Source organism: Teichococcus rhizosphaerae, assembly GCF_002631185.1.
Classification (GTDB): domain Bacteria; phylum Pseudomonadota; class Alphaproteobacteria; order Acetobacterales; family Acetobacteraceae; genus Pseudoroseomonas; species Pseudoroseomonas rhizosphaerae.
In genome coordinates, this window is record NZ_PDNU01000013.1 from 1 (window position 1) to 20,041 (window position 20,041).

Below are 20,041 nucleotides of genomic sequence, written 5' to 3' on the forward strand. Positions count from 1 at the left end.
GCCTCCGAGGAATGAACCGCGCCGCGGCCATCAACGCCGCGCGGGTGGGGGCACAGAAGATCTGGGCTGGCACGGTTCACATCCATGCCAACGCCAAGACCGGCGCGCACCACCACGGGCCGCTGGAGAGCGTGATCTACGTGGTGAAGGGGCGCGCCCGGATGCGCTGGGGCGAGAAGCTGGAGTTCGTGGCCGAGGCCGGCCCTGGCGACTTCATCTATGTGCCGCCCTATGTGCCGCACCAGGAGATCAACGCCTCCACCGACGAGACGCTGGAATGCGTGCTGGTGCGCTCCGACAACGAGGCGGTGGTGGTGAACCTCGACATCGAGCCGGTGGAGAAGCCGGAGAACGTGCCGTGGATCGACCCGATCCATAAGCACGCCTGATGGATGGATGCCCGTGCCGAAGCCCGGGCTTCCCAGGTGACGAAACGAGGGCCGGGAGCGATCCCGGCCCTTCGCCGTTCAGCCCAGGGCGATGGCGCGGCGCGCCATCTCGCGCGCGCCGTCCCGCGTGCGGGCGGCGCCGACGAAGCGGCGGAGGTGGGTGAACACCGCGTCCGGCACGCCGCTCGCCTCGGCCAGCGCGGCGTCCTGCAGGCCGGCCCAGGCTTCCGGCAGCGGCAGGCGCTGGGCGAAGGAGCCGGGCTCGGGCGGCATGGCATCCACCATCCAGTTGCCGTTGGAAGCCGGGTAAAGGGCGAACAGCACCGGCAGGCCGTGGGTGAAGACCGCGCCCTTCCAGGGCATGCCGCGCTCCAGCTCCAGCACCCGCGGGTCGGCCGAGCGGGCATGGGCGGCCAGCACCTCGGCATCGGCCGCCATTCGGCCGCGCAGCACCTCCACCCGGCGGCGCAGCACGCCCTCGGCCAGGGCGGCGGCCTGGAGGAAGGCGGCATCGGCCGCGGCGTCGCCGCCCTCGGAATCCCAGCCCGGGTTGAAGTCGCCGATCAGGGCAGCCAGGCCCAGCACGTCCCGCTCCGGCGCCGTGCCGTTGTCGATCTCGTCGATGCGGCGGACCACCGCCTGGTCGATCTCGGCGGCGATGGCGGCGGCGAGGCCGGCGGCCTCGGGCGGCAGCAGGGCCCGCACGGCGGCATGGCCATGGGCCTGCCAGATCAGCCCGGCGGCGCTGTAGGGGGTGCCGTCCTCGCGCTGCGGCGCGCCGCGCTGGTGGTGGTCGAAGCGCCGGGCCTCGACGTCGTAGCGGGCGCCCACGTCCCACACCACGTCGCCGGCGGCGATGATGGCCGGGTCGCGGGTGCGGATGAGGTCATGGTCCTCGCCGGCGGCGCCCAGCCCCAGCGCCAGGCGCAGCACGCCATAGGCGAACACCTCGTCGCAATGGAACTTGCCGCTATGGGTGACGAGGCGGAGGCGGGGCTGGGACATGAGGGCGAACTTCCAGTCTGGAGCGGAGCGGCAGCAGCTACACGCTTCCGGCCCCGCCGTCAGCCCCGGCGGGCCGGTTTGACGAGTGGCGCCCCTTGTCCGACAACCATGCCACCTTCATGGAGGAAGCCGGGATGACCGCCTGCCGCATCGACCACCTGCACCTGCGCAGCCCCGACCCGGAGGCGGCCGCCCGCTTCTACGCCGCGGCCTTCGAGGCCCGGGAGACCGGCCGCATGGAGGTGAACGGCGCGCTGCGGGTGATGCTGGATCTCGGCGGGCTGATGCTGTTCATCGAGGCGGTGCCGCCCGAGACGCCGAAGCCGCCGCCCGCGCCCTTCCAGGGCATCGAGCATATCGGCCTGACGGTGCCGGACCTGGATGCCGCCATCGCGCATCTGGACGGCCTCGGCGTGAAGCTGACCTCCGGCCCGCGCGAGATGCGTCCCGGCCTGCGCATCGCCTTCATCGACGGCCCCGACAAGGTGCGCATCGAGCTGCTCGAGCGCCGCTCCTAGACTGACAGAGAAAAGATGAGAGGGATCCGGGGAGAGAATTCCTTCTCTCCCCGGCTTCTTCCTCAGAAGGCGAGATCCCTCGCCTCCGGCACCAACCGGTAGCCTTCGCCTGTTCGCGCCAGATGCGCGCAGCCCGGGAAGTGCAGGTGCATCCCCAGGATGCGCTGCCGGTCCGTGGCCACCCGGTCGAAGGTGCGGCGGCGGGTCTCGGCCGCCTGGGCCGGGTCCACGTCGAACTGCATGGTCACCTCCGGCCGGGGCACCTGCACCTCCGGCACATGCACGATGTCGCCCCAGATCAGCAGGCTGTCCTCGCCCGAGGCGATCATGTAGCCGCAATGCCCGGGCGTGTGCCCCGGCAGATGGACGGCCGTGACGCCCGGAAAGATCTCCGCCCCGTCGGCGAACAGCGCCAGCCGGTCCCGGTAGGGCGCGAGCTGGGCGCGGGCGGCGGCAAAATAGGGCACGCCCTGGCCGCTGGCGCCGGCCCGGCTGGCGGCGGCCTCGTCCTCCCAATAGGCCAGCTCCGCCGCGTGCAGGCCCACCGTGGCGTTGGCGAAGATGGCCTGCCCGGATGCGTCGGCCAGGGCGTTGGAGTGGTCCGGGTGCAGGTGGGTCAGCAGCACCGTGTCGATCATTTCCGGCGCCACATTGGCGGCGGCGAGGTTGCCCAGCATCTTGCCGGCGCTGGCCTGCATGCTGCCGCCGCAGCCCGTGTCGATCAGCGCCGCCCGCCCGCCGGAGCGGATCAGGAAGGTGTTGACTGAGGTGCGGCGCGGCGTCGGGCGGAAGCTTTCCGTCAGCAGCCGGTCGATCTCCTCCGGCGCGATGTTCTGCAGCACGGCGTTGGAGCCGTTGAGGAAGCCGTCGCTGACGGCGGTGACGACGATCTCCCCCACCCGCAGGTGCTGCAGGCCGGGGACCTGCTCGGCGGGAAGGGGCGGCAGGGGCGAGGGCTGCATGGCGGCCTCAGGCGGCTTCGTGGGCCAGCGCCAGCCCGGGCTCGTGCCAGGGCATGGAGACCAGCTTGCCGGTGGTGGAGAGGGTGATGTAGGCGGTGCGCCGGCCCGGCCCGCCGAAGCAGATGTTGGTGGGCATCACCTCCGGCATCTTCTCCGTGTGGAGGATGCGGCCATCGGGCGAGACGGTGGTGATCTCGCCGCTCACCAGCGTGGCCACGCAGATGTTGCCGGCGGCGGTGACGGCCAGGCTGTCCAGCCGCCGGAAGCCGGGGAACTGGCACACCAGCGTGCCGCCATGCACCACCGGCCAGGGCTGCTTGCGCAGCTCGCCGGGGCCGAGGATCTCCCAGGACCAGAGGCGGCCCGTCTCGGTCTCGGCCACGTAGAGGGTGCGGCCGTCGGGCGAGAGGCCGATGCCGTTGCCGCCGCCAGGGATGGGGTGCGCCGCCTCGACGATGCGCGAGCCATCCGCCGCCGCCCAGTAGACGCCGCCATGGTCGCGGTCCCGCGCCCGCACCTTGCCGAGATCGGTGAACCAGAAGCCGCCCTGGTTGTCGAAGACCAGGTCGTTCGGGCCGCGCAGGGGGCGGCCGTCGCACTCGGTGTAGAGCACCGTGACCGCGCCCGTGGCGGGGTCGATGCGCTCGATGCGGCCGCCCGAGTAATCCTCCGGCTGGTGCGTGGGGCGGAGGATGCCCGGCTCCTCATGCCAGCCGAAGCCGCCATTGTTGCACAGGTAGAGCTGGCCATCCGGCCCCATGGCCAGGCCGTTCGGCCCGCCGCCGGGGCTGGCGATGACGCTGCGGGTGCCATCGGGCGCGATGCGGCTCACCACCTGGGCGGCGATCTCCACCAGGGCGACCGAGCCGTCCGGCAGGGCGACGGGGCCTTCGGGAAAGCGCAGGCCCTCGGCTAGAACCTTCAATTCCGGCATTCCTGGATGTTCCTCAAACATGAAAGAATGCGGGGGAAGGAATTCCCCCGCGCCCCCATCTTCTTCTTGTCGGTCAGATCGCGGAGGGGTGGCGGGCGAGGGGCGTCACCCTGATGTCCATGTAGGGGAACAGGGGCAGGCTGCTCAGCAGGGCGTGCAGCTCGTCGATGTCGGCCACGTCGATGATCGAGATGTTGGCGTAGCGGCCGGCGACGCGCCACAGATGCGGCCACTTGCCCTGGCGCTGGTATTCCTGCGCCACGGCCTTCTCGCGCGTCTTGATGTCGTCGGCCTGGGCGGCGGGCATGTCGTGCGGCAGGCGCACTTCCATCTGCACATGGAACAGCATCGGGAATTCTCCTGTCAGGGCTTTGCGGCGCGGCCGGGGAAGGGGCGTCCGGCCCAGCCCTCCCGCAGCGGCGCCAGGAAGTAGAAGGTGATGCGGCGAGAGCGGAACCGCCATCGCCCATCCACCCGTTGCAACTCGTCGTCATAGTGGCCGGCGGAGATGTGGGGCACGCCCCGGGTCGTCGAGAGATACTCCATCGAGATGCGGCCGCGCGCCGTGTCGCCCTCGATCTCCACCGTGCCGTTGGTGCAGAAGTGCCAGAAATCCTCGGCCAGGAGCGGCACCTCGTCGCGGAAGAAGCGCAGCAGCGCCTCCCGCCCCCGCACCTCCCGCAGGCCGGAGAAATGCCTGTCCGCCGTGAAGAGATCGACGAACGCCTCCCATTCCCGGCCGTCGAGCAGGTGGCAGTAGCGGGCGCGGAGCTGGCCGATCTCCAGCTCGTCCTCCACCCGCCGCAGGCGCTCCTCCAGCGTTGCCGGCATCAGAACATTTCCATCAGCTTGGCGTGGTCGGACAGGTCGGCGGGAACGCCCCGGAAGATGATGCGCCCCGACTTCATCACCGCCACATGGTCGGAGACGGCGAAGGCCTCGCCGACATTCTGCTCCACCAGCAGGATCGTCATGCCGCTGCGCTGCTGCAAGGCGCGGATCGGCGTCATCAGGTCCTGGAAGGTCTTGGGTGCGAGGCCGATCGAAGGCTCGTCGAGCAGCAGGATGGAGGGGCGGGACAGCAGGGCGCGGCCGATCGAGACCATCTGCTGCTGCCCGCCCGACAGGGTGCCGGCGCGCCGCGTCCAGAACTCGCGGATGCGCGGCAGCACCTCCAGCACCTCCTCGGTGCGGCGGGCGCCCTCCGTGGCATCGAGCCTGGCGGACCACAGTGCCAGCTCAAAATTCTCCCGCACCGCGAGGCCCGGAAACACGCCGCGACCCTCGGGCACGAAGGCGACCCCTTCGCGCGCCATCTGGTCCGGGCGCGGCGTGATGGGCTGGCCGCGCAGGTGGATGCTGCCGCTGCTCGGCGCGTGCAGCCCGAAGAGCAGGCGCATCAGCGTGGACTTGCCCGCGCCATTGTGCCCGACGAGGCAGAGCACCTCGCCCTGCGGCAGCTCGAGGTCCAGCCCCGAGAGCACCTCGCGCCCGCCATAGCCGGCGCCGAGGCCGCGCACCGCCAGCGCCGGCGGCGCGGCCCCCTGTTGCAGCGAGGCGCTCATGTGCGGCGCTCCCCGAAATAGATGCCGATCAGCTCCGGGTCGCGCAGGATGTCCTGCGGATCGCCCTCGGCCAGCTTGGCGCCACGGTCGAGGAAGGCGATGCGGTCCGCGAGCTCCGTGACGATGTCGAGATTGTGCTCGATCAGGCAGATGGTGACGCCCTCCGCCGCCGCCTGCCGCACCAGCGAGACGAAGCGGGCGCGGGAATGCAGGTCGAGCCCCGAGGCCGGCTCGTCGAGCAGCCAGATGCGCGAGCCCGTCGCCAGGATGCGTGCCACGGACAGGAACTTGCGCTCGGCATAGGCAAGGTCCATGGCGCGGGCATTGGCCTGCGCGGTGAGGCCGGTGCGCTCCAGCGCCTGCTCCACCGCCGCTTCCCGTGCCCGCCGCGCGCTCCGCCCGCCGGGCTGCCAAAGCCAGGCGGTGTGCTCGATGGCGGCCAGCACGTTCTCCCGCACCGTCATGCGCGCGAAGAGCCGCAGGTCCTGGAAGCTGCGCGCCACGCCGAGCCGCGCGATGTGGTGCGGCGAGCGGCCACGGATCGAGGCGCCGTCCAGCAGCACCTCGCCGGAATCGGCCGGGATGTTGCCGGTGATGAGGTTGAACAGCGTGGTCTTGCCCGCGCCGTTCGGCCCCACAAGGGCGGTGAGCACGCCGGGGTGCAGGTCCATGTCGACCTGCTGCACCGCGGCCAATCCGCCGAACTTCTTGTCCAGGCCGCGGACGGACAGGAGGGGCGCGCTCATCGGCGCCCCGCCGACTGGCCGGCGATGCCCGCCGGGCGGAAGATCATCAGCAGCGCCATGGCCAGACCATAGATGAACTGTTGCACCGCGCCGATCTGGGTCGGCGGGATGAAGGGCAGGAAGGAGAGGGCGGCGGGCAGCAGCAGCAGCAGCAGCACGCCGACCAGCGGCCCCGCCAGCGTCGCCGTGCCGCCGATGATGACCATGGCCATGATCAGGATCGACTGCTCCAGCGTGAAGCTCTCGACGTTGACGAACATCATGTAGAAGGAGAACAGCGCGCCGCCGACGCCGGCCAGGGCGCAGCCCAGCACCACCACCAGCGTCTTGAGCTGCCGCACATCCTTGCCGAAGGCCTCCGCCGCGCTCTCGCTGTCGCGGATGGCCATCAGGGAGCGGCCGAAGCTGCCGCGCATCAGCATGCGGATGGCGAGCAGGATCAGCGCCAGAACGGCCAGGCAGACGGTCAGGAAGACGCCCTGGGCCGAGACGTCGAAGCCGAGCAGGGTGGGCAGCGGGATGCCGACCAGGCCGCCATGGCCGCCGGTCAGGGCGTGCGCCTCGGAGAACACCGTCACCGCCATCATCTGCAGGCCGAGGCTGGCGGCGACGAAATACTCGCCCCGCACGCGCAGCGCCGGCAGCGCCAGGCCCAGCGACAGCAGCGCGGCGACGGCGCCGCCCGCGAGGCAGGCCAGCAGCACGTCCGGCACCAGCAGCATCGCCACCTGCGCGCCCGCATAGGCGCCGAGGCCGAAGAACACCGCATGCGCCACGCTGAAGATGCCGGCATAGCCGATCAGCAGGTTCAAGCTGGCCGCCAGGATGCCGAAGATGGTGGCAAGCGTGGCGAGGTTGAGGAGGTATGCGGTCATCGCGTCACCGCCTGGCCGAACAGGCCGCTCGGCTTGAACAGAATGAAGGCGAAGAGGACGACGAAGCCGGCGGCCGCGCTCCACTGCGTGTCCAGCACGCCGATGACGAGGTTCTCCACCACGCCCAGCAGCAGCCCGGCCAGCGCCGCGCCGCGCAGGCTGCCGATGCCGCCCACCACCGCCGCGGCGAGGCTGATCAGCATCACCTGGTGCGAGATGGCCGGCTGCAGGCCGGAGGTCATGGTGGTGAGGATGGCCCCCGGCACCGCCAGCGCCGAGCCCAGCCCGAAGGCCATGGCGGAAAGCCGGCGCGAGGACAGGCCATAGGCGCGCAGCAGCTCGGGGTTCTCGGACAGCGCCCGCAGGCCGATGCCGGCGCGGGTGCGCTCCAGGAACAGCGTGACCAGCACGAAGAGCGCGATGGCCACCCCCGCCGCCACCCAGAAGATGTCGGCCAGGTAGATGCCCGGCGCCACCTGCCGCGCCATGGTGAGGGCGGAGCTGACGGTGACGAAGCCGCGCCCGAACACCAGCTCGATGACGCTCTGCACCACGATGCTCATGCCGAAGGCGGCCACGAACACGGTGAAGAAGGAGCCCTCGTGCCGCTGGATGGGGCGATAGATGAAGGCGTCCATCGCCAGCCCGAAGGCCACCGCCAGCACCAGCGCCGCCAGCGCGCCGGCCGGCCAGGGCAGGCCGGCATCGGTGCAGGCGAGGTAGGCGTAGCCCGCCAGCGCGAAGGTGGCGCCATGCGCCACGTGGAACACCCGCGTGGCGCCGAAGATCAGCGCGAAGCCCGCAGCGGTGAGCGCGTAGATGGCCCCCGTCTGCAGGCCGCTGATGAAAAGCTGAAGAAACAGCATCGAATCAGGCGATCTTCTGCAACCGGCCGTTGCGGATCTGGCCGATCTGCAGCGGCATGGCCATGGTGCCGCCATCCTCCAGCACGCCCTCGCCGCCCACCAGCGGGAAGCGCCGCACGCGCTGCAGCTCGGCCAGCAGGGTCTCGCCCGTCACCTCGGTGCCGGCCTTCTCCAGACCCTGCGCCAGCAGCGCGAAGAGGCGCATGGCGTTGTAGTAGTTCTGGTTGTAGCTGGTCGGGTCACCATTGTGCTTGGCGCGCCAGTCCTTGACGAAGCGCTGCGTCACCTCGTCGCCCTGCTCCCAGTCGGAGACCTGGCTGGTGACGATCAGCCCCTCGCTCTCCGGCAGCCCCACGACGGAGGGGATGGTGCCGGCGGAATAGGTGATGATCTGCTGGGTGATGCCGTTGTCGCGCAGCTGCTTGATGATCTGCGACTGCTGCGCGCCATAGCTGGCGAAGTACACCGCGTCCGGCTTCGAATCCCGCACCCGCGCGGCGATGGCGGCGAATTGCTGCGTGGCGGGCGGGATGCTGTGCGCCCCCACCAGTTCGCCACCCGTCTCGGCCAGGCCCTTGCGGAGCTCCTGCACCACGCTGTTGCCCAGCGGGTCGTCCACATAGATCAGGGCGATGCGCTTGAGCTTCTCCTTCTGCAGCCAGGGCAGCAGGACGCGCACCTCCTGGTTCACCAGCGGGATGACGTTCCAGTAATAGGGGGAGAGGCCGGCGAGGTCGGGGCCGACGCCGCCGCCATTGATCATCATCACCTTGCTGCGGGTGCCGATGGGCGCGGCCGCCTTGGAGACGCCGGTGAAGCCGATCATCACCCAGACGGCCTTGTCCACATTGGCGAGCTTGGTCATGCCCACGGCGCCGCCCTGCGGCGTCGCCAGGCTGTCCTGCACCGCCATGGTGATCGGCCGCTTCAGCATGTTGTCGGCGCGGATGTGCTCCAGCGCCAGCTCGATGCCCTTGGTGAACAGGCTGCCATACTCGGCGTTCGGCCCCGACATCGGGAACAGCGTGCCCACCACATAGGGCGAGGACTGGGCAAGGGCGAGTCTCGGCGCCACCAGCGCCGCCGCGCCGGCGGCAACAAAGCCACGGCGATTCAGGCCATACTGCTTCATGGTATGCTTCTCCTCCTGGACGTGTTCCGGCCGGCCGCCGGGGGAAGGGCGCGGAACTGCAGGGGCGCGTGGCCCGGCCGCGCATGGCGCGGCATTGTCCCTTCCGCTGGGCTCCTGCGCATCGCGCACCTTCCTCCCCCGCCCGCGCCTTCTGGCGCGGGACGCCGTTTCCATTCGCGCGGCTTGTCCGCCGCATGGGCTCGCCCGCGGACAAATGTCCGCCAGACGGACAAGTGTCCGTTTCCGTCCGCAACCTCGGCCTCTCGCGCGAAGCCTGTCAAGAGCGAAGTTCCTTTGCAGCGCAACAAGCATTCTCTCTTGCTCCGCCGCGCGGGGCGGCGTTAATCCGGCGGCGCCCCCTGTCGCGCATGACAGGGCGGCATGTTGCGGAAAGGCAGGGCGTGCGAGCGGAACCCGACCTGACGGGCAGCGGACGCGGTGCCGGCGGCCAGAAGGCCAGCGAGGCGGCGGAGGGTGACGGGGCGCGCGGGCTGGAATTCGTGCTGTCGCTGGAGCGGGGCCTTGCCGTGCTCTGCGCCTTCGGGCCGGGGCGGGAGCGCATGACCCTCACTCAGGTCGCCACGCTCACCGGCCTCAGCCGCGGCACGGCGCGGCGCTTCCTGCTGACCCTGGCGGAGCTGGACTTCCTGTCCAGCGACGGCAAGCTGTTCTGGCTGACGCCCAAGGTGCTGCGCTTCAGCCATGGCTATCTCGCCTCCTTCGGCCGCAGCGAGGCGGCGCGGCCGCATCTGCAGGCGGTCAGCGACCGTTTCGGCGAAAGCTGCTCCCTGGCGGTGCTGGACGGGGCGGATGTGGTCTATGTGGTCCGGGTGGAGGCGCGGCGCGTCTTCTCCTCCCGCATCGACATCGGCACGCGGCTGCCCGCGCATTGCACGGCGCTCGGCCGGGTGCTGCTGAGCGGGCTGGAGGACGGGCTGCTGGAGGCCTGGCTGGTGCGCCACCCGCTCACCCCCTGGACGGAGCGCACCGTGACCGACCCCGGGCTGTTCCGCCAGCGCATCCAGGAGGCGCGGCGCCAGCGCCACGCCATCATCGACGGCGAGACCGAGATCGGCAGCCGCTCCATCGCCGTTCCGGTGCCCGACGCGGCGGGGCGGACGGTGGCCGCGCTGAACATCGGCGCCTCCGCCGCCCGGGTCTCGCTGGCCCAGATGCGGCGGGAGATGCTGCCCGCCCTGCGCGCGGCCGCCGCGCGCATCGCCGCCCTGGCCCTGCCATGGTAGGCGCTGCCCGGCGTCGGCCCCGCCCGGCCGCCCAACCGCGGCGGCACGACTTCGCCACTTGATTTCCGGCGCTGATCTGCCCCAATCCCCCGGCATGGCTTCGCTCGTCTCCGGCTTTCCCCGGCCCCGCCTGCTGTCCTTCGGCGACTATGAAGGGGAATACGGTTCCTCCGGCGCCGCCACGCATCTCGTGGTCGCGCTGACCGGCGTGGGCGACGTGCGGGAGCCGCTGAAATCCTACGATTTCTACCGGACGCTGACGAACCGCCCGCAGGCCGACCACCTGCTGCTGCGGGACCAGAGCCGGAGCTGGTTCCACAACCCCGCCGGACGCGACGCGCTGATCGACGCCTGCCAGGACATCATCGGCAGGGGCGGCTACCGGCTCGTGACCTTTCTCGGCATCAGTATGGGCGCCTATGGGGCGCTGAGCCTGGGCCGGCTGTTCCCCGGCGCGCGCATCCTGGCCATGTCGCCGCCCTTCTCGCTCGACACGGCCCGGCACGGGCGCAACGTGGTGCGCCACAAGCGCTGGCTGGACGCCAACAGCCTCCACGGCCCCACCGACCTCGACGCGGCCGGGGAGAACGAGCACCTGGTCCTGTTCGGCGATGCCGAGCCGATCGACATCCTCAACCTCCAGCGCTTCCAGGCGGCGGGCTTTCCGGGCCTGTTCGTCTGCCCAGGGGGTGACCACAACATCGGCGCCACGCTGCAGCGCCAGCGGCGGATGGCACTCTTCATGGACATGCTGACCGCCGGCGCGCCACTGGCGGAGCTGGCCGCCATCCTCGGCGCCTACCCCGCCTTCGAGGCCTGCCACGCGGTGCAGATGCTGCGCGCGCGCGCGCATCTCTACCGCGGCGAGATGGCGGAGGCCGATCACTGCCTCAACCTGGCCCGCTGGGCGGTGGGGGAGGGCTCGCCGAACCTCGCCCTGCTGTCGCTGCTGCGGCTCGGCCTCGGCGCGCCGCAGGGCGAGGGGATGGCGGCGGCGGCGCGGGAGGCGGACCGGCTTCCCGGGCGCGGCGTCACCGTTCCGCTGGAGGAGGGGTGGGAGCTCAGCCTCAAGAGCTCCGAGGCCCGGCAGACGGGCAATGCCACGACGCTGGGCCCGCTGGTGCTGGGCCGGCTGCGCCGCACTGCGCCCGGCCCGGACGGCCCCTGCGTGCTCTCGTTTCGCGCCGAGGCGCCGCAGACCCACAACGCCGCCGGCCGCCGCACCCTGGAGGTCTTCGGCGGCGAGGCGGCCGGCTATCCGCTCCTGCTGGCGGCCGAGCCTTCCGACGCGCGGATCGGGTTTCCCCTGGAGCTGCGGGGGGGCGAGGCGGAGTTCGTGTTGCGCCGGGCCTGCTTCGCCTCCGCCTTCGACGAGAAGGGCTCGGACGACCAGTTCGCCTGGGCGACCCGGCTGCGGGAGCCCCGCCTCGGCGCCTGAGCCGCGCCGCCCCCTTCCCGGACGCGCCATCAGCCCAGCAGGAAGTCCCGGGCCGAAAGGGCGGAGATCTGGATGTCCTCCAGCACCAGCGCGGTTCCGGCGGCGCTGTCCAGCAGCACGTCATGGCCGGATTGCCGCAACCAGAAGCCGGCCGGCAGGAAGGCGCCCGCCGCGGCGGCGGGGAAGCCGCGCAGCACCACCAGATCCCCCTCGGCGGGCTGGAAGTCGGTGATGCGGTCCATGCCCTGGCCCGCCTGGATGATGAACCGGTCGGCGCCGCTGCCACCCGACAGGATGTCCAGCCCGGCGCCGCCATCGAGCGTGTCGTCGCCGCCCTCGCCGAAGAGCCGGTTGAGCAGGGCGTTGCCGGTGATGACGTTGTCCAGCGCGTTGCCGGTGCCGCGCAGCACCAGCGCCTCCAGCATGGGCGGCAGGATTTGGCTGATCCACTTCGGCGCCGTGTCCCCTCCCTCGCCCGCCTGCTCCGTCACGTTGCCCCGCGAACGGGCGATGGAGGCGAGAGAGGCGATGGAGTAGACGTCGCTCCCCGTTTCGCCGACCGGCCTGTCCCCGCCCTCCGCGCCGGGGAGGAGGCCGTTGCCGGCATTGCCGTAGAGGGTGCTGCCGGCGGCGCCCCGCGGCGCCTCACCGCCCATCAGGCGGAGCTGCTCGACATGGGCGGGCAGGGTGTGGCTGATCCAGCTCCGCACCTCGTCCATGCCCTCTCCGGGCCGCTCGATCACCAGGTCGGCGGCATCGTCCACGATGTAGATGTCGTCGCCGCTGCCGCCCTCCATCCGGTCCGAGCCCGCGCCGCCATCGAGGTGATCCTCGCCCGCGCCGCCGATCAGCGTGTCGTCGCCCGCCATGCCGCGCAGCGTGTCGTTGCCGCGATGGCCCTCGAGGATGTTGGCGCCGGCATTGCCGAGGATCGTGTCGGCGCCATCCCCGCCATGCGCGTTCTCGATGCGCGTGCCCGGCGCCAGGGCCAGCACTTCCCCCGCGATGCGGCTGGCGCCGCCCGGCGACAGGTCGATCAGCGAGGCCGTGGTGACGGCGGCGGCGTTCAGCGTGTCGGTGCCCGCATGGTCCCGCAGGGTGGCGCGGCCAGGGTCGGCCCTTGCCTGCGCCGCGTATTCGTCGGTGAAGACGTGCAGGGTGTCGTCGCTGGCCGGCGCGCCATGGACGGTCAGGGACCAGTGCTCCACCCGGCCGGCCTGGCCGGAGGCCAGGTCCTCCACCCGCAGCGTCCACTCGCCGCGCGCCTGCTCCCACAGGAACTGCGCGCTGCCGAGGGTGAAGACCAGCCGGCCATCGTCCGCCCTGTACCGGCCGAGGCCGAGCTGGTCGAGCAGCACGCTTTCCGTTCCGCCGGGCGAGACCAGGGTGATCCGGAGCTGGCCGATGCGGGCGTGGTGGATGTCGATGGCGACCTCCACCCGTTCCACCAGCATCTCCGCGCCGATGACGACACCCTGGCTGGCGGCGCCGAGATCGGGCACGGCCATCGCGCCCGCCGAGGCGGCGCGGGCGCTGGCGATGTTGGCCTCCGTGGCCGGGGCGGCGCGCCAGCTCTCGGCCAGCCGCACGGCGGCGCGGGCGTCGACCAGCCCGAAGCCCGCCTCGCGCGAGACATGCAGCCCGCCGCCGTTCCAGCCGGTGCCGGCATTGACCAGCCAGCCGGCGCCGGCCGCATCCGTCACCCGCGCGCCGAGGGCGAGGATGGTCTGCACGTCGCGGTAGCCGAGGCCCGGATTGGCCTCCAGCATCAGCGCGACCGTGGAGGAGACCCGCGCCGCCGCCCAGGAGGTGGCGGTGCCCGGCGCCACCACCAGCACGGCGGCCCCGGGATTGGAGATGGGCAGCACCGCGCCCGTCGGGTCGGAGGCGCCCACGGTGATGCTGTGGCGGTTGTTCTGGTAGCTGTGGGCATTGACGTCGTCGCCCGTCGCGCCGTTGTTGCCGGCGGAGCGCACGAACACCGTGCCGAGCCCGCCCCGCCCCACCGTGGCGGCGTTGCGGATGGCCGCGGCGGCGCCGGCATAGGCGGCGCTGCCGAAATCGTCGCGGAAATACTCGCCCGAGCGGCTCCAGGAATTGTTCGACACGTCCACCTGGTGCTGCAGGGCCAGCAGCGCGGCTTCCTGCGCCACGCTGCGTTCGTCGCGCGTGCCGAAGCGGTAGGAGACCAGCGTGGCGCCGAAGGCCGCACCGACCCCGCCCGTTCCGTTATTGGCCCTCGCGCCGATGATCAGCGCGACATTGGTGCCGTGCTGGTCTCCTGTGGGCTGGCTGGCGTCGCCATCCCCATCCAGCGCATCGTAGCCGGCCGCGGTGTCGAGTTGCCCGACCAGGTCGGCGGCGGTGTAGCGGATGCCGGCATCGACGATCCCGACGCGGATGCCCGCCCCGCTGTATTGCGCGTGGACCGCGGCCGCATTGATGCCGGCGCCGCCCTGGATCTCCCATTGCGCGGCATATTGGGGATCGTCGAAGGAGCTCGCCACGCCCTGCCTCCTGCGTGCTGTGCAGGAGAGAGGGGTTAGGCAGAAGCTTGTTCTGACAGGTTAAAGAGGCACAAATCCCCCCTTGCGCGGCGGCGCCGGCGCGAGCCACGTCTCGCGGACGCCGTCGATGTCCCCCACTCCTTCAGCATCCGTACGCCGGGGAAGGGGGGCGGGCGCTCCCCGGCCATGGCCGGGTACGAGGAGATGATCGGCTTTGCCGCGGAACGGTGCGAGAGGGGCCATCCAGGCTTGGGCGGCGCGGATTTTGCCTTATAAGCCCCCGGATGGGATAAAGCTGCCGGTAGGATGCGGCGATGTTCCCGCCTCCCTCCAGGGCGAGGGGAGGCATGCCGCGTGAACGAAACTGAGCCGGAGCGCCATGCCTGATCTCGGCCCCACGCGCCGCCGCTCCCTGCCGCGCCGCCTCCTCTGGAGCGGCGCGCTGGGCGGCTGGCTGTTCTGCTCCCTCGCCGGGTGGTGGGTGGCCGAGCATTCCGCCGCCCGGATCGAGCGCGAGGCGCGCGGCGCGGCCCTGGCGCGGGTGGAGGTGGCGGCGGAGGCGGTGCAACAGAACATGCTGCGGCTGCTGGAGGCCATCCAGGGGCTGCACGACCTCGCCCAGGCCCGCCACAACCTGCGGCCGGAGCAGGACGCGCCGGTGATCGGCGCGCTGGAGCAGCACCTCGCCTCGATCCCCGAGGCGGGGCGCTTCGGGCTGTTGCAGGTGGCGGTGATCGGGGCGGATGGCTGGCTCGCCTGGTCCTCCGTTCCAGGCTGGGAGCGGGTGCATCTGGGCGACCGCGAGCATTTCGCCGTCCATCTCAAGCGCCCGCCCGCGCTGCATGTCAGCAGGCCCCTGGTCGGCCGCACCACGGGGCGGTGGAGCCTGCAGATCACCCGGCCGTTGCAGAACGCCGCGGGCGGCTTCGGCGGCGTGCTGGTGGTCTCGGTCGATCCGCTGAAATTGTCCGAGGACCTCGCGGCGCTGCGCTCCGGGCTGAACGGCACCTCGCTGCTGCTGCGCGAGGATGGCGGCGTGCTGGCCTTCAGCCACGGCGCCGGCGCGTTGCTGGGGGAAAGCCTGGACACGGACAGCACCCTGTTCCGTCTCGCCGCCGCCATGCCGGCCGGCAGCTTCGAGGCCCGCAGCGTCCTCGATGGCCGGCAGAAGTTCCTCGGCTTCCGCAGGGTCGAGGAAACGCCGATCATCGTCTGCGCATCGCTCGACGCGGAAGCCGAGATGGCCGCGATCGCCTTCGTGGCGCCGTCGCTTCGCGTCGCGGCGGGGGCCTTCGCGGCGCTGCTGCTGGCCACCATCGCGCTCGGCCTGATGTGGCACGACCGGCGGCGCGCGCTGCGCGACCTGCGGCACGCGCGACGGGAGAACGAGGCGGCGATGCAGCGGCTCGCCCAGTCTGAGCGGATGGAGGCGCTCGGGCGCCTCGCGGGCGGCATCGCGCATGACTTCAACAACATCCTGCAGGCCGTGCTGGGCGGCGCCCAGCTGATCGGCCGCCGCAGCGGGGACCCGGTCCAGACGGAGCGGCTGACGCGGATGATCACGGAGGCGGCCGAGCGCGGCGCCTCCGTCTCGCGCCGGCTGCTCGCCTTCGCCCGGCGGGCCGAGCTGCGCGCGGCACCCGTCCAGGTGGACGAGTTGCTGGCCGGGCTGCACGAGATCCTCAACCACACGCTGGGCCCTTCCGTGCAGGTGCGGCTGAGCCTCGCCCCCGACCTGCCGCCCGCCTCGCTGGACCGCGGCCAGCTCGAGACGGTGCTGATCAACCTCGCCATCAACGCGCGGGACGCGATGGAGCCGATGGGGGGCGGCGAGCTGACCCTGGCCATCGCGGTGGAAACGGTGCCGGCGCATCCGGCGCATCCGGCGGGGCTGCGGCCGGGCCGCTACCTGCGGCTGGAGGTGGCCGATACCGGCGTGGGCATGGATGCGGCGACGCTGGCCCATGCCATGGAGCCGTTCTTCACCACCAAGCCGAAGGGCAAGGGCACCGGCCTCGGCCTCGCCATGGCCAAGGGCTTCGCCGAGCAGTCGGGCGGCGAGCTGACCATCGACAGCCAGCCACGGCAGGGCACCACCGTCCGGCTGTGGCTGCCGGCCATCGAGGCGGCGGACGGCGCGGAGGAACCCGCCCAGGCGGCGGACGCTTCCAGGGACAGCCCCGCCGGATGTCCCACTGGCCACATCCTGCTGGTCGATGACGAGGCCAATCTGCGCGACACGCTGGCCATCTGCCTGCGCGAGCAGGGCCATGTGGTGCTGGAGGCGGAATCCGGCGTCGCCGCCCTGGCGCAGCTTGCCGCCGCGCGGCGCATCGACATGCTGGTCACGGACCTGGCCATGCCGGGGATGGACGGGCTGGCGCTCCTGCACGCGGCGCGCCAGCGTCTGCCGGGGCTGCCGGCCCTGCTGTTCACCGGCTTTGCGGGCGATGCCAGCGTCACGGCCTTCACCGACGCCGCGCGCGCCGGCCCCTTCGCGGTGCTGCGCAAGCCCGCTTCTCCGGATGCCGTCATCGTCCAGGTGGGGATGCTGCTGGCCGCTGGCGGCCAGGAGGCGGAACGCTGCCAGGAGAAGGCCAGCCAGTTCTGAACGCGCGGGCCCGGGGGCTTCCGCCGCGCCCCGCGCGCGGGCAGAATGGAACAAAGGAGGACCGCATGGCACAGATGCGAAGCCGCGCCGGCGCGCGGCATGGCTGAGGCGCCGGCTTCCCCGGCCGTCCTGCCGGATGCGCCCCTTTCCGACGCGCCCCTTACCGACACGCCTGTTTCCGATGCGCCGGCGCTGAGCGTCGAGGGTTTCGAGGGGCCGCTCGACTTCCTGCTGGAGATGGTGCGGCGGCACAGGGTGGATCTGGGCCGGCTTTCCATCGTCACGCTGACCGACCAGTTCATCGCGGCGCTGGAGAACAGCGCCGGCCGCGTGCCGCTGGAGCGGCGCAGCGCCTGGGTGGTGATGGCGAGCGACCTGGTGCTGCTGCGCTCGCAGCTGCTGACCCCGGCCAGCCTGGCGGAAGCCGCGCAGGCCGAGCAGGAGGCGGCGCGCCGGCTGGAGATGCTGGGCGAGCTGGCGCGGATGCGCGCCGCCGCCGCCTGGCTCGCCGCCCGCCCGCAGCTGCGCCACGAGACGCATGGCCGGGGCGAGGCGCGGCGCGCCGCGCGGCCGCAGCCGGAGCTGCTGCTGGCGTTCCTCGAGGCCACGCTGGTGCTGCTGGAAGGGCGCCCGGCCAACATCGTGGAAGGGGAGGCTGGCGCCCCGGCGCGGCTGGCGGCGCTGGAGCTGTGGCGCATGCCCGAGGCGCTGGAGCGGCTGCGCGCGCTGCTGGCCGGGCGGCCCGCGCCGCTTCCGCTGGCCGAGGCGCTGCCCGCCGCCCGCCGCGGCGGCCGGCTGCGCCGCCGCTCGGCCTGGGCGAGCACCTTCCTGGCCGGCCTGGAGCTGGAGCGGCTGGGCGAGGCGACGCTGTCCCAGGCCGCGCCCTTCAGCGCCATTGCCCTTCAGGCCGCGCCGGCGGAGCAGGCCGCGGCCTGAGGGGGGCGGCGCCCAACACAGCGCCGTGAAGCCTGCCGCCTGTTCCGCCGGACCCCGAACCTTGTCCCGCCCGCCGAGTTTACCTCATCGCAAGCAAGGGAGCTGCCGATGAAAGCGTTGACTTGGCATGGCAAGGGCGACATCCGCTGCGAGAGCGTGCCCGACCCCCGCATCGAGCATCCCCGCGATGCCATCATCAAGGTCACGGCCTGCGCCATCTGCGGCTCCGATCTGCATCTTTTCAACGGCGTCATGCCCTCGATGAAGAGCGGCGACGTGCTCGGCCACGAGACCATGGGCGAGGTCGTCGAGGTCGGCTCCGAGAACAAGAAGCTGAAGGTGGGCGACCGGGTGGTGGTGCCCTTCACCATCTCCTGCGGCGAGTGCTTCTTCTGCCAGCGCGGCTTCTATTCGGGCTGCGAGCGCAGCAACCCGAACCGCGAGGCGGCGGAGAAGATGTGGGGCCATTCCCCCGCCGGGCTGTTCGGCTACTCGCACATGCTGGGCGGCTATGCGGGCGGGCAGGCGGAGTATCTGCGCGTGCCCTATGCCGATGTCGGCCCCATCAAGGTGCCCTCGCACCTGACGGACGAGCAGGTGCTGTTCCTGTCCGACATCTTTCCCACCGGCTACATGGCGGCGGATTTCTGCAACATCCAGCAGGGCGACACCATCGCCATCTGGGGCTGCGGCCCGGTCGGGCTGATGGCGATCCGCAGCGCCTTCCTGCTGGGCGCGGGCCGCGTCATTGCCATCGACACGGTGCCGGAGCGGCTGGCGCTGGCGCGGCAGTCGGGCGCGCTCACCCTCGATTTCCACGCGGAGGACATCTATGAGCGCATCCAGGACCTGACCAATGGCCGGGGCGCCGATGCCTGCATCGACGCGGTCGGCACCGAGGCCGATGGCACGGCCAGCCTGGATTCCGTGGTGGACCGGGTGAAGGCCGCCGTCTACCTCGGCACGGACCGGCCGCATGTGCTGCGCCAGGCCATCCATTGCTGCCGCAACTTCGGCACCGTCTCCATCGTGGGCGTCTATGGCGGGCTGCTGGACAAGGTGCCGATGGGCTCGGCCATCAACCGTGGCCTGACCTTCCGGATGGCCCAGACGCCCGTGCAGCACTACATGCCGAAGCTGCTGGAGCGCATCGAGAAGGGCGAGATCGATCCCTCCTTCATCATCACGCACCGCGCCGGGCTGGAGGACGGCCCCGAGCTCTACAAGACCTTCCGCGACAAGCACGATGGCTGCGTGAAGGTCGTCCTGAAGCCCTGAGCCGGCGGCGGGCGACGGCGGCAGTGACGGAGCGGGGCGGGGGAAGGCGCTTCCCCCGCCTTTCTCATGGGCGGCGCGGCAGGGCGTAGGCGATCACATGGTCGCCCGTCCTGGTCCCGAGGGATCCGTGGCCGCCCGCGACCACCAGCACGTATTGCCGCCCGTCCTTGCCCTGGTAGCTCATCGGCGTGGCCTGCCCGCCGGCCGGCAGGCGGCTTTCCCAGAGCTGGCGCCCATCCGTCACGTCATAGGCGCGCAGGTAGTAGTCGATGGTGCCGGACAGGAAGGCGACGCCGCCCGCCGTCACCATCGGCCCGCCGAGATTGGGCACGCCCATGCGGAAGGGGAGGGGAAGGGGCGAGGCATCGCGCGTCGTGCCGTTCCGGTGCTTCCAGGCGATCTCGCCCGTGGTGAGGTCGGCCCCCGCCACATAGCCCCAGGGAGGCGCCTGGCAGGGCAGGCCCAGCACGGAGGTGAAGGGGTAGAGCTGCACCGCATAGGGCGCGCCGAAATTCTCGTTCAGCGCCGGCAGGCTGCCTTCCGGCCGGTTGCCGCCCTGGACGTGGAGGGTGGTGTCGTCGTGCCGCGGCACCAGGCGCGAGACGAAGGCCAGGTAGGTCGGCGTGGTGAAGGCCACCTGCCGCGCCGGATCGACCGCGATGCCGCCCCAGTTGAACACGCCGAAATTGCCTGGATGGATCAGCGAGCCTTGCAGGGAGGGCGGCGTGAAGCGCCCCTCGTAGCGCAGCCGGTGGAACTGGATGCGGCAGGCCAGCTGGTCGAACAGGGTGGCGCCCCACATGTCGGCGCCGGTCAGCGGCGGGGGAGCGAAGGAAAGCTTCGAGACGGGCTGGGTGGGCGCCGTCCTGTCCCCCTCCACCGCGCCCTGTGGGGCGGGCTGCTCCGTCACGGGCAGGATGGGCTCGCCCGTTTCGCGGTTCAGCACATAGATCTCGCCCTGCTTGGTGGGCTGCACCAGGGCGGGCACGCGGCTGCCGCCGATGGCGAGGTCCAGCAGGGAGGGCTGCGCGGGCA

Annotated in this window: 19 protein-coding genes; 7 read left to right on the top strand and 12 right to left on the bottom strand. The window is 71.8% G+C overall.

Annotated features, from left to right (window positions below; all coding sequences use genetic code 11):
* Positions 1-389: cupin domain-containing protein (locus CR162_RS09345; RefSeq protein WP_141563120.1), on the top strand; the 389-nt coding region annotated here is incomplete at its 5' end.
* Positions 390-467: 78 nt separating this feature from the next.
* Here CR162_RS09345 and CR162_RS09350 read toward each other — a convergent pair.
* Entirely contained in the window at positions 468-1,394 is a 927-nt protein-coding gene (locus CR162_RS09350; RefSeq protein ID WP_099095287.1) for an MYG1 family protein, read from the bottom strand.
* 95 nt (positions 1,395-1,489) lie between these two features.
* On the opposite strand from CR162_RS09350, the gene CR162_RS09355 reads away from it, so the two are divergent.
* Complete coding sequence (locus tag CR162_RS09355) at positions 1,490-1,912, top strand: VOC family protein (RefSeq protein ID WP_245870229.1); 423 nt, start codon at positions 1,490-1,492, stop codon at positions 1,910-1,912.
* Positions 1,913-1,974: 62 nt separating this feature from the next.
* Here the strand turns inward: CR162_RS09355 and CR162_RS09360 are convergent, their stop codons facing one another.
* From CR162_RS09360 to CR162_RS09400, 9 genes are all read right to left on the bottom strand, one after another.
* Positions 1,975-2,874, bottom strand: a complete 900-nt coding sequence (locus CR162_RS09360; protein WP_099095288.1) for an MBL fold metallo-hydrolase — start codon at positions 2,872-2,874, stop codon at positions 1,975-1,977.
* Positions 2,875-2,881: 7 nt separating this feature from the next.
* Positions 2,882-3,808 (bottom strand): SMP-30/gluconolactonase/LRE family protein, encoded by a 927-nt coding sequence (locus CR162_RS09365; RefSeq protein ID WP_099095289.1) that lies wholly within the window; start codon positions 3,806-3,808, stop codon positions 2,882-2,884.
* A gap of 73 nt (positions 3,809-3,881) precedes the next feature.
* On the bottom strand, positions 3,882-4,157 hold the full coding sequence (gene catC, locus CR162_RS09370) for a muconolactone Delta-isomerase (protein ID WP_099095290.1): 276 nt from the start codon (positions 4,155-4,157) through the stop codon (positions 3,882-3,884).
* A 14-nt stretch (positions 4,158-4,171) separates the two neighbouring features.
* The gene (locus CR162_RS09375) at positions 4,172-4,639 is read right to left on the bottom strand and encodes a nuclear transport factor 2 family protein (RefSeq protein ID WP_099095291.1); all 468 of its coding nucleotides are present in this window, start codon (positions 4,637-4,639) and stop codon (positions 4,172-4,174) included.
* Positions 4,639-5,373: an ABC transporter ATP-binding protein gene (locus CR162_RS09380; RefSeq protein ID WP_099095292.1), complete on the bottom strand. Its 735-nt coding sequence runs from the start codon at positions 5,371-5,373 to the stop codon at positions 4,639-4,641. Before CR162_RS09380 ends, CR162_RS09375 begins: the two co-directional genes overlap by 1 nt.
* On the bottom strand, positions 5,370-6,119 hold the full coding sequence (locus CR162_RS09385) for an ABC transporter ATP-binding protein (protein WP_099095293.1): 750 nt from the start codon (positions 6,117-6,119) through the stop codon (positions 5,370-5,372). The genes CR162_RS09380 and CR162_RS09385 overlap by 4 nt, the downstream gene beginning before the upstream one ends.
* Positions 6,116-6,994: a branched-chain amino acid ABC transporter permease gene (locus tag CR162_RS09390; protein ID WP_099095294.1), complete on the bottom strand. Its 879-nt coding sequence runs from the start codon at positions 6,992-6,994 to the stop codon at positions 6,116-6,118. Before CR162_RS09390 ends, CR162_RS09385 begins: the two co-directional genes overlap by 4 nt.
* On the bottom strand, positions 6,991-7,860 hold the full coding sequence (locus CR162_RS09395) for a branched-chain amino acid ABC transporter permease (protein ID WP_099095295.1): 870 nt from the start codon (positions 7,858-7,860) through the stop codon (positions 6,991-6,993). The genes CR162_RS09390 and CR162_RS09395 overlap by 4 nt, the downstream gene beginning before the upstream one ends.
* A 4-nt stretch (positions 7,861-7,864) precedes the next feature.
* On the bottom strand, positions 7,865-8,992 hold the full coding sequence (locus tag CR162_RS09400) for an ABC transporter substrate-binding protein (RefSeq protein ID WP_099095296.1): 1,128 nt from the start codon (positions 8,990-8,992) through the stop codon (positions 7,865-7,867).
* Positions 8,993-9,393: 401 nt separating this feature from the next.
* Here CR162_RS09400 and CR162_RS09405 point away from each other — a divergent pair, with 401 nt between their 5' ends.
* The gene (locus CR162_RS09405) at positions 9,394-10,236 is read left to right on the top strand and encodes an IclR family transcriptional regulator domain-containing protein (protein ID WP_245870230.1); all 843 of its coding nucleotides are present in this window, start codon (positions 9,394-9,396) and stop codon (positions 10,234-10,236) included.
* A 94-nt stretch (positions 10,237-10,330) separates the two neighbouring features.
* On the top strand, positions 10,331-11,674 hold the full coding sequence (locus tag CR162_RS09410; RefSeq protein WP_099095298.1) for a hypothetical protein: 1,344 nt from the start codon (positions 10,331-10,333) through the stop codon (positions 11,672-11,674).
* 29 nt (positions 11,675-11,703) lie between these two features.
* On the opposite strand, the gene CR162_RS09415 is transcribed toward CR162_RS09410, so the two are convergent.
* The gene (locus CR162_RS09415; RefSeq protein ID WP_099095299.1) at positions 11,704-14,181 is read right to left on the bottom strand and encodes a S8 family serine peptidase; all 2,478 of its coding nucleotides are present in this window, start codon (positions 14,179-14,181) and stop codon (positions 11,704-11,706) included.
* A gap of 379 nt (positions 14,182-14,560) precedes the next feature.
* On the opposite strand from CR162_RS09415, the gene CR162_RS09420 reads away from it, so the two are divergent.
* The 3 genes from CR162_RS09420 (at position 14,561) to CR162_RS09430 (ending at position 19,006) form a co-directional block, all read left to right on the top strand.
* A complete protein-coding gene (locus CR162_RS09420) occupies positions 14,561-16,792 on the top strand; it encodes a hybrid sensor histidine kinase/response regulator (protein ID WP_099095300.1) in 2,232 nt (743 codons plus the stop codon).
* Positions 16,793-16,891: 99 nt separating this feature from the next.
* Entirely contained in the window at positions 16,892-17,728 is an 837-nt protein-coding gene (locus CR162_RS09425; protein WP_099095301.1) for a segregation and condensation protein A, read from the top strand.
* A 108-nt stretch (positions 17,729-17,836) separates the two neighbouring features.
* Positions 17,837-19,006, top strand: a complete 1,170-nt coding sequence (locus tag CR162_RS09430; RefSeq protein ID WP_099095302.1) for a zinc-dependent alcohol dehydrogenase — start codon at positions 17,837-17,839, stop codon at positions 19,004-19,006.
* A gap of 64 nt (positions 19,007-19,070) precedes the next feature.
* Here CR162_RS09430 and CR162_RS09435 read toward each other — a convergent pair.
* Positions 19,071-20,041 (bottom strand): outer membrane protein assembly factor BamB family protein (locus tag CR162_RS09435; protein WP_176559792.1); only part of this gene is annotated, 971 nt, incomplete at its 5' end.

Bases quoted from the DNA above. Each gene is read 5' to 3' on its own strand.
- CR162_RS09375 (WP_099095291.1), bottom strand. From the start codon at position 4,639: ATGCCGGCAACGCTGGAGGAGCGCCTGCGGCGGGTGGAGGACGAGCTG.
- CR162_RS09400 (WP_099095296.1), bottom strand. From the start codon at position 8,992: ATGAAGCAGTATGGCCTGAATCGCCGTGGCTTTGTTGCCGCCGGCGCG.
- CR162_RS09360 (WP_099095288.1), bottom strand. From the start codon at position 2,874: ATGCAGCCCTCGCCCCTGCCGCCCCTTCCCGCCGAGCAGGTCCCCGGC.
- CR162_RS09390 (WP_099095294.1), bottom strand. From the start codon at position 6,994: ATGACCGCATACCTCCTCAACCTCGCCACGCTTGCCACCATCTTCGGC.
- CR162_RS09385 (WP_099095293.1), bottom strand. From the start codon at position 6,119: ATGAGCGCGCCCCTCCTGTCCGTCCGCGGCCTGGACAAGAAGTTCGGC.
- CR162_RS09425 (WP_099095301.1), top strand. From the start codon at position 16,892: ATGGCTGAGGCGCCGGCTTCCCCGGCCGTCCTGCCGGATGCGCCCCTT.
- CR162_RS09420 (WP_099095300.1), top strand. From the start codon at position 14,561: ATGCCTGATCTCGGCCCCACGCGCCGCCGCTCCCTGCCGCGCCGCCTC.
- CR162_RS09430 (WP_099095302.1), top strand. From the start codon at position 17,837: ATGAAAGCGTTGACTTGGCATGGCAAGGGCGACATCCGCTGCGAGAGC.
- CR162_RS09380 (WP_099095292.1), bottom strand. From the start codon at position 5,373: ATGAGCGCCTCGCTGCAACAGGGGGCCGCGCCGCCGGCGCTGGCGGTG.
- CR162_RS09410 (WP_099095298.1), top strand. From the start codon at position 10,331: ATGGCTTCGCTCGTCTCCGGCTTTCCCCGGCCCCGCCTGCTGTCCTTC.
- CR162_RS09350 (WP_099095287.1), bottom strand. From the start codon at position 1,394: ATGTCCCAGCCCCGCCTCCGCCTCGTCACCCATAGCGGCAAGTTCCAT.
- catC (WP_099095290.1), bottom strand. From the start codon at position 4,157: ATGCTGTTCCATGTGCAGATGGAAGTGCGCCTGCCGCACGACATGCCC.
- CR162_RS09365 (WP_099095289.1), bottom strand. From the start codon at position 3,808: ATGCCGGAATTGAAGGTTCTAGCCGAGGGCCTGCGCTTTCCCGAAGGC.
- CR162_RS09395 (WP_099095295.1), bottom strand. From the start codon at position 7,860: ATGCTGTTTCTTCAGCTTTTCATCAGCGGCCTGCAGACGGGGGCCATC.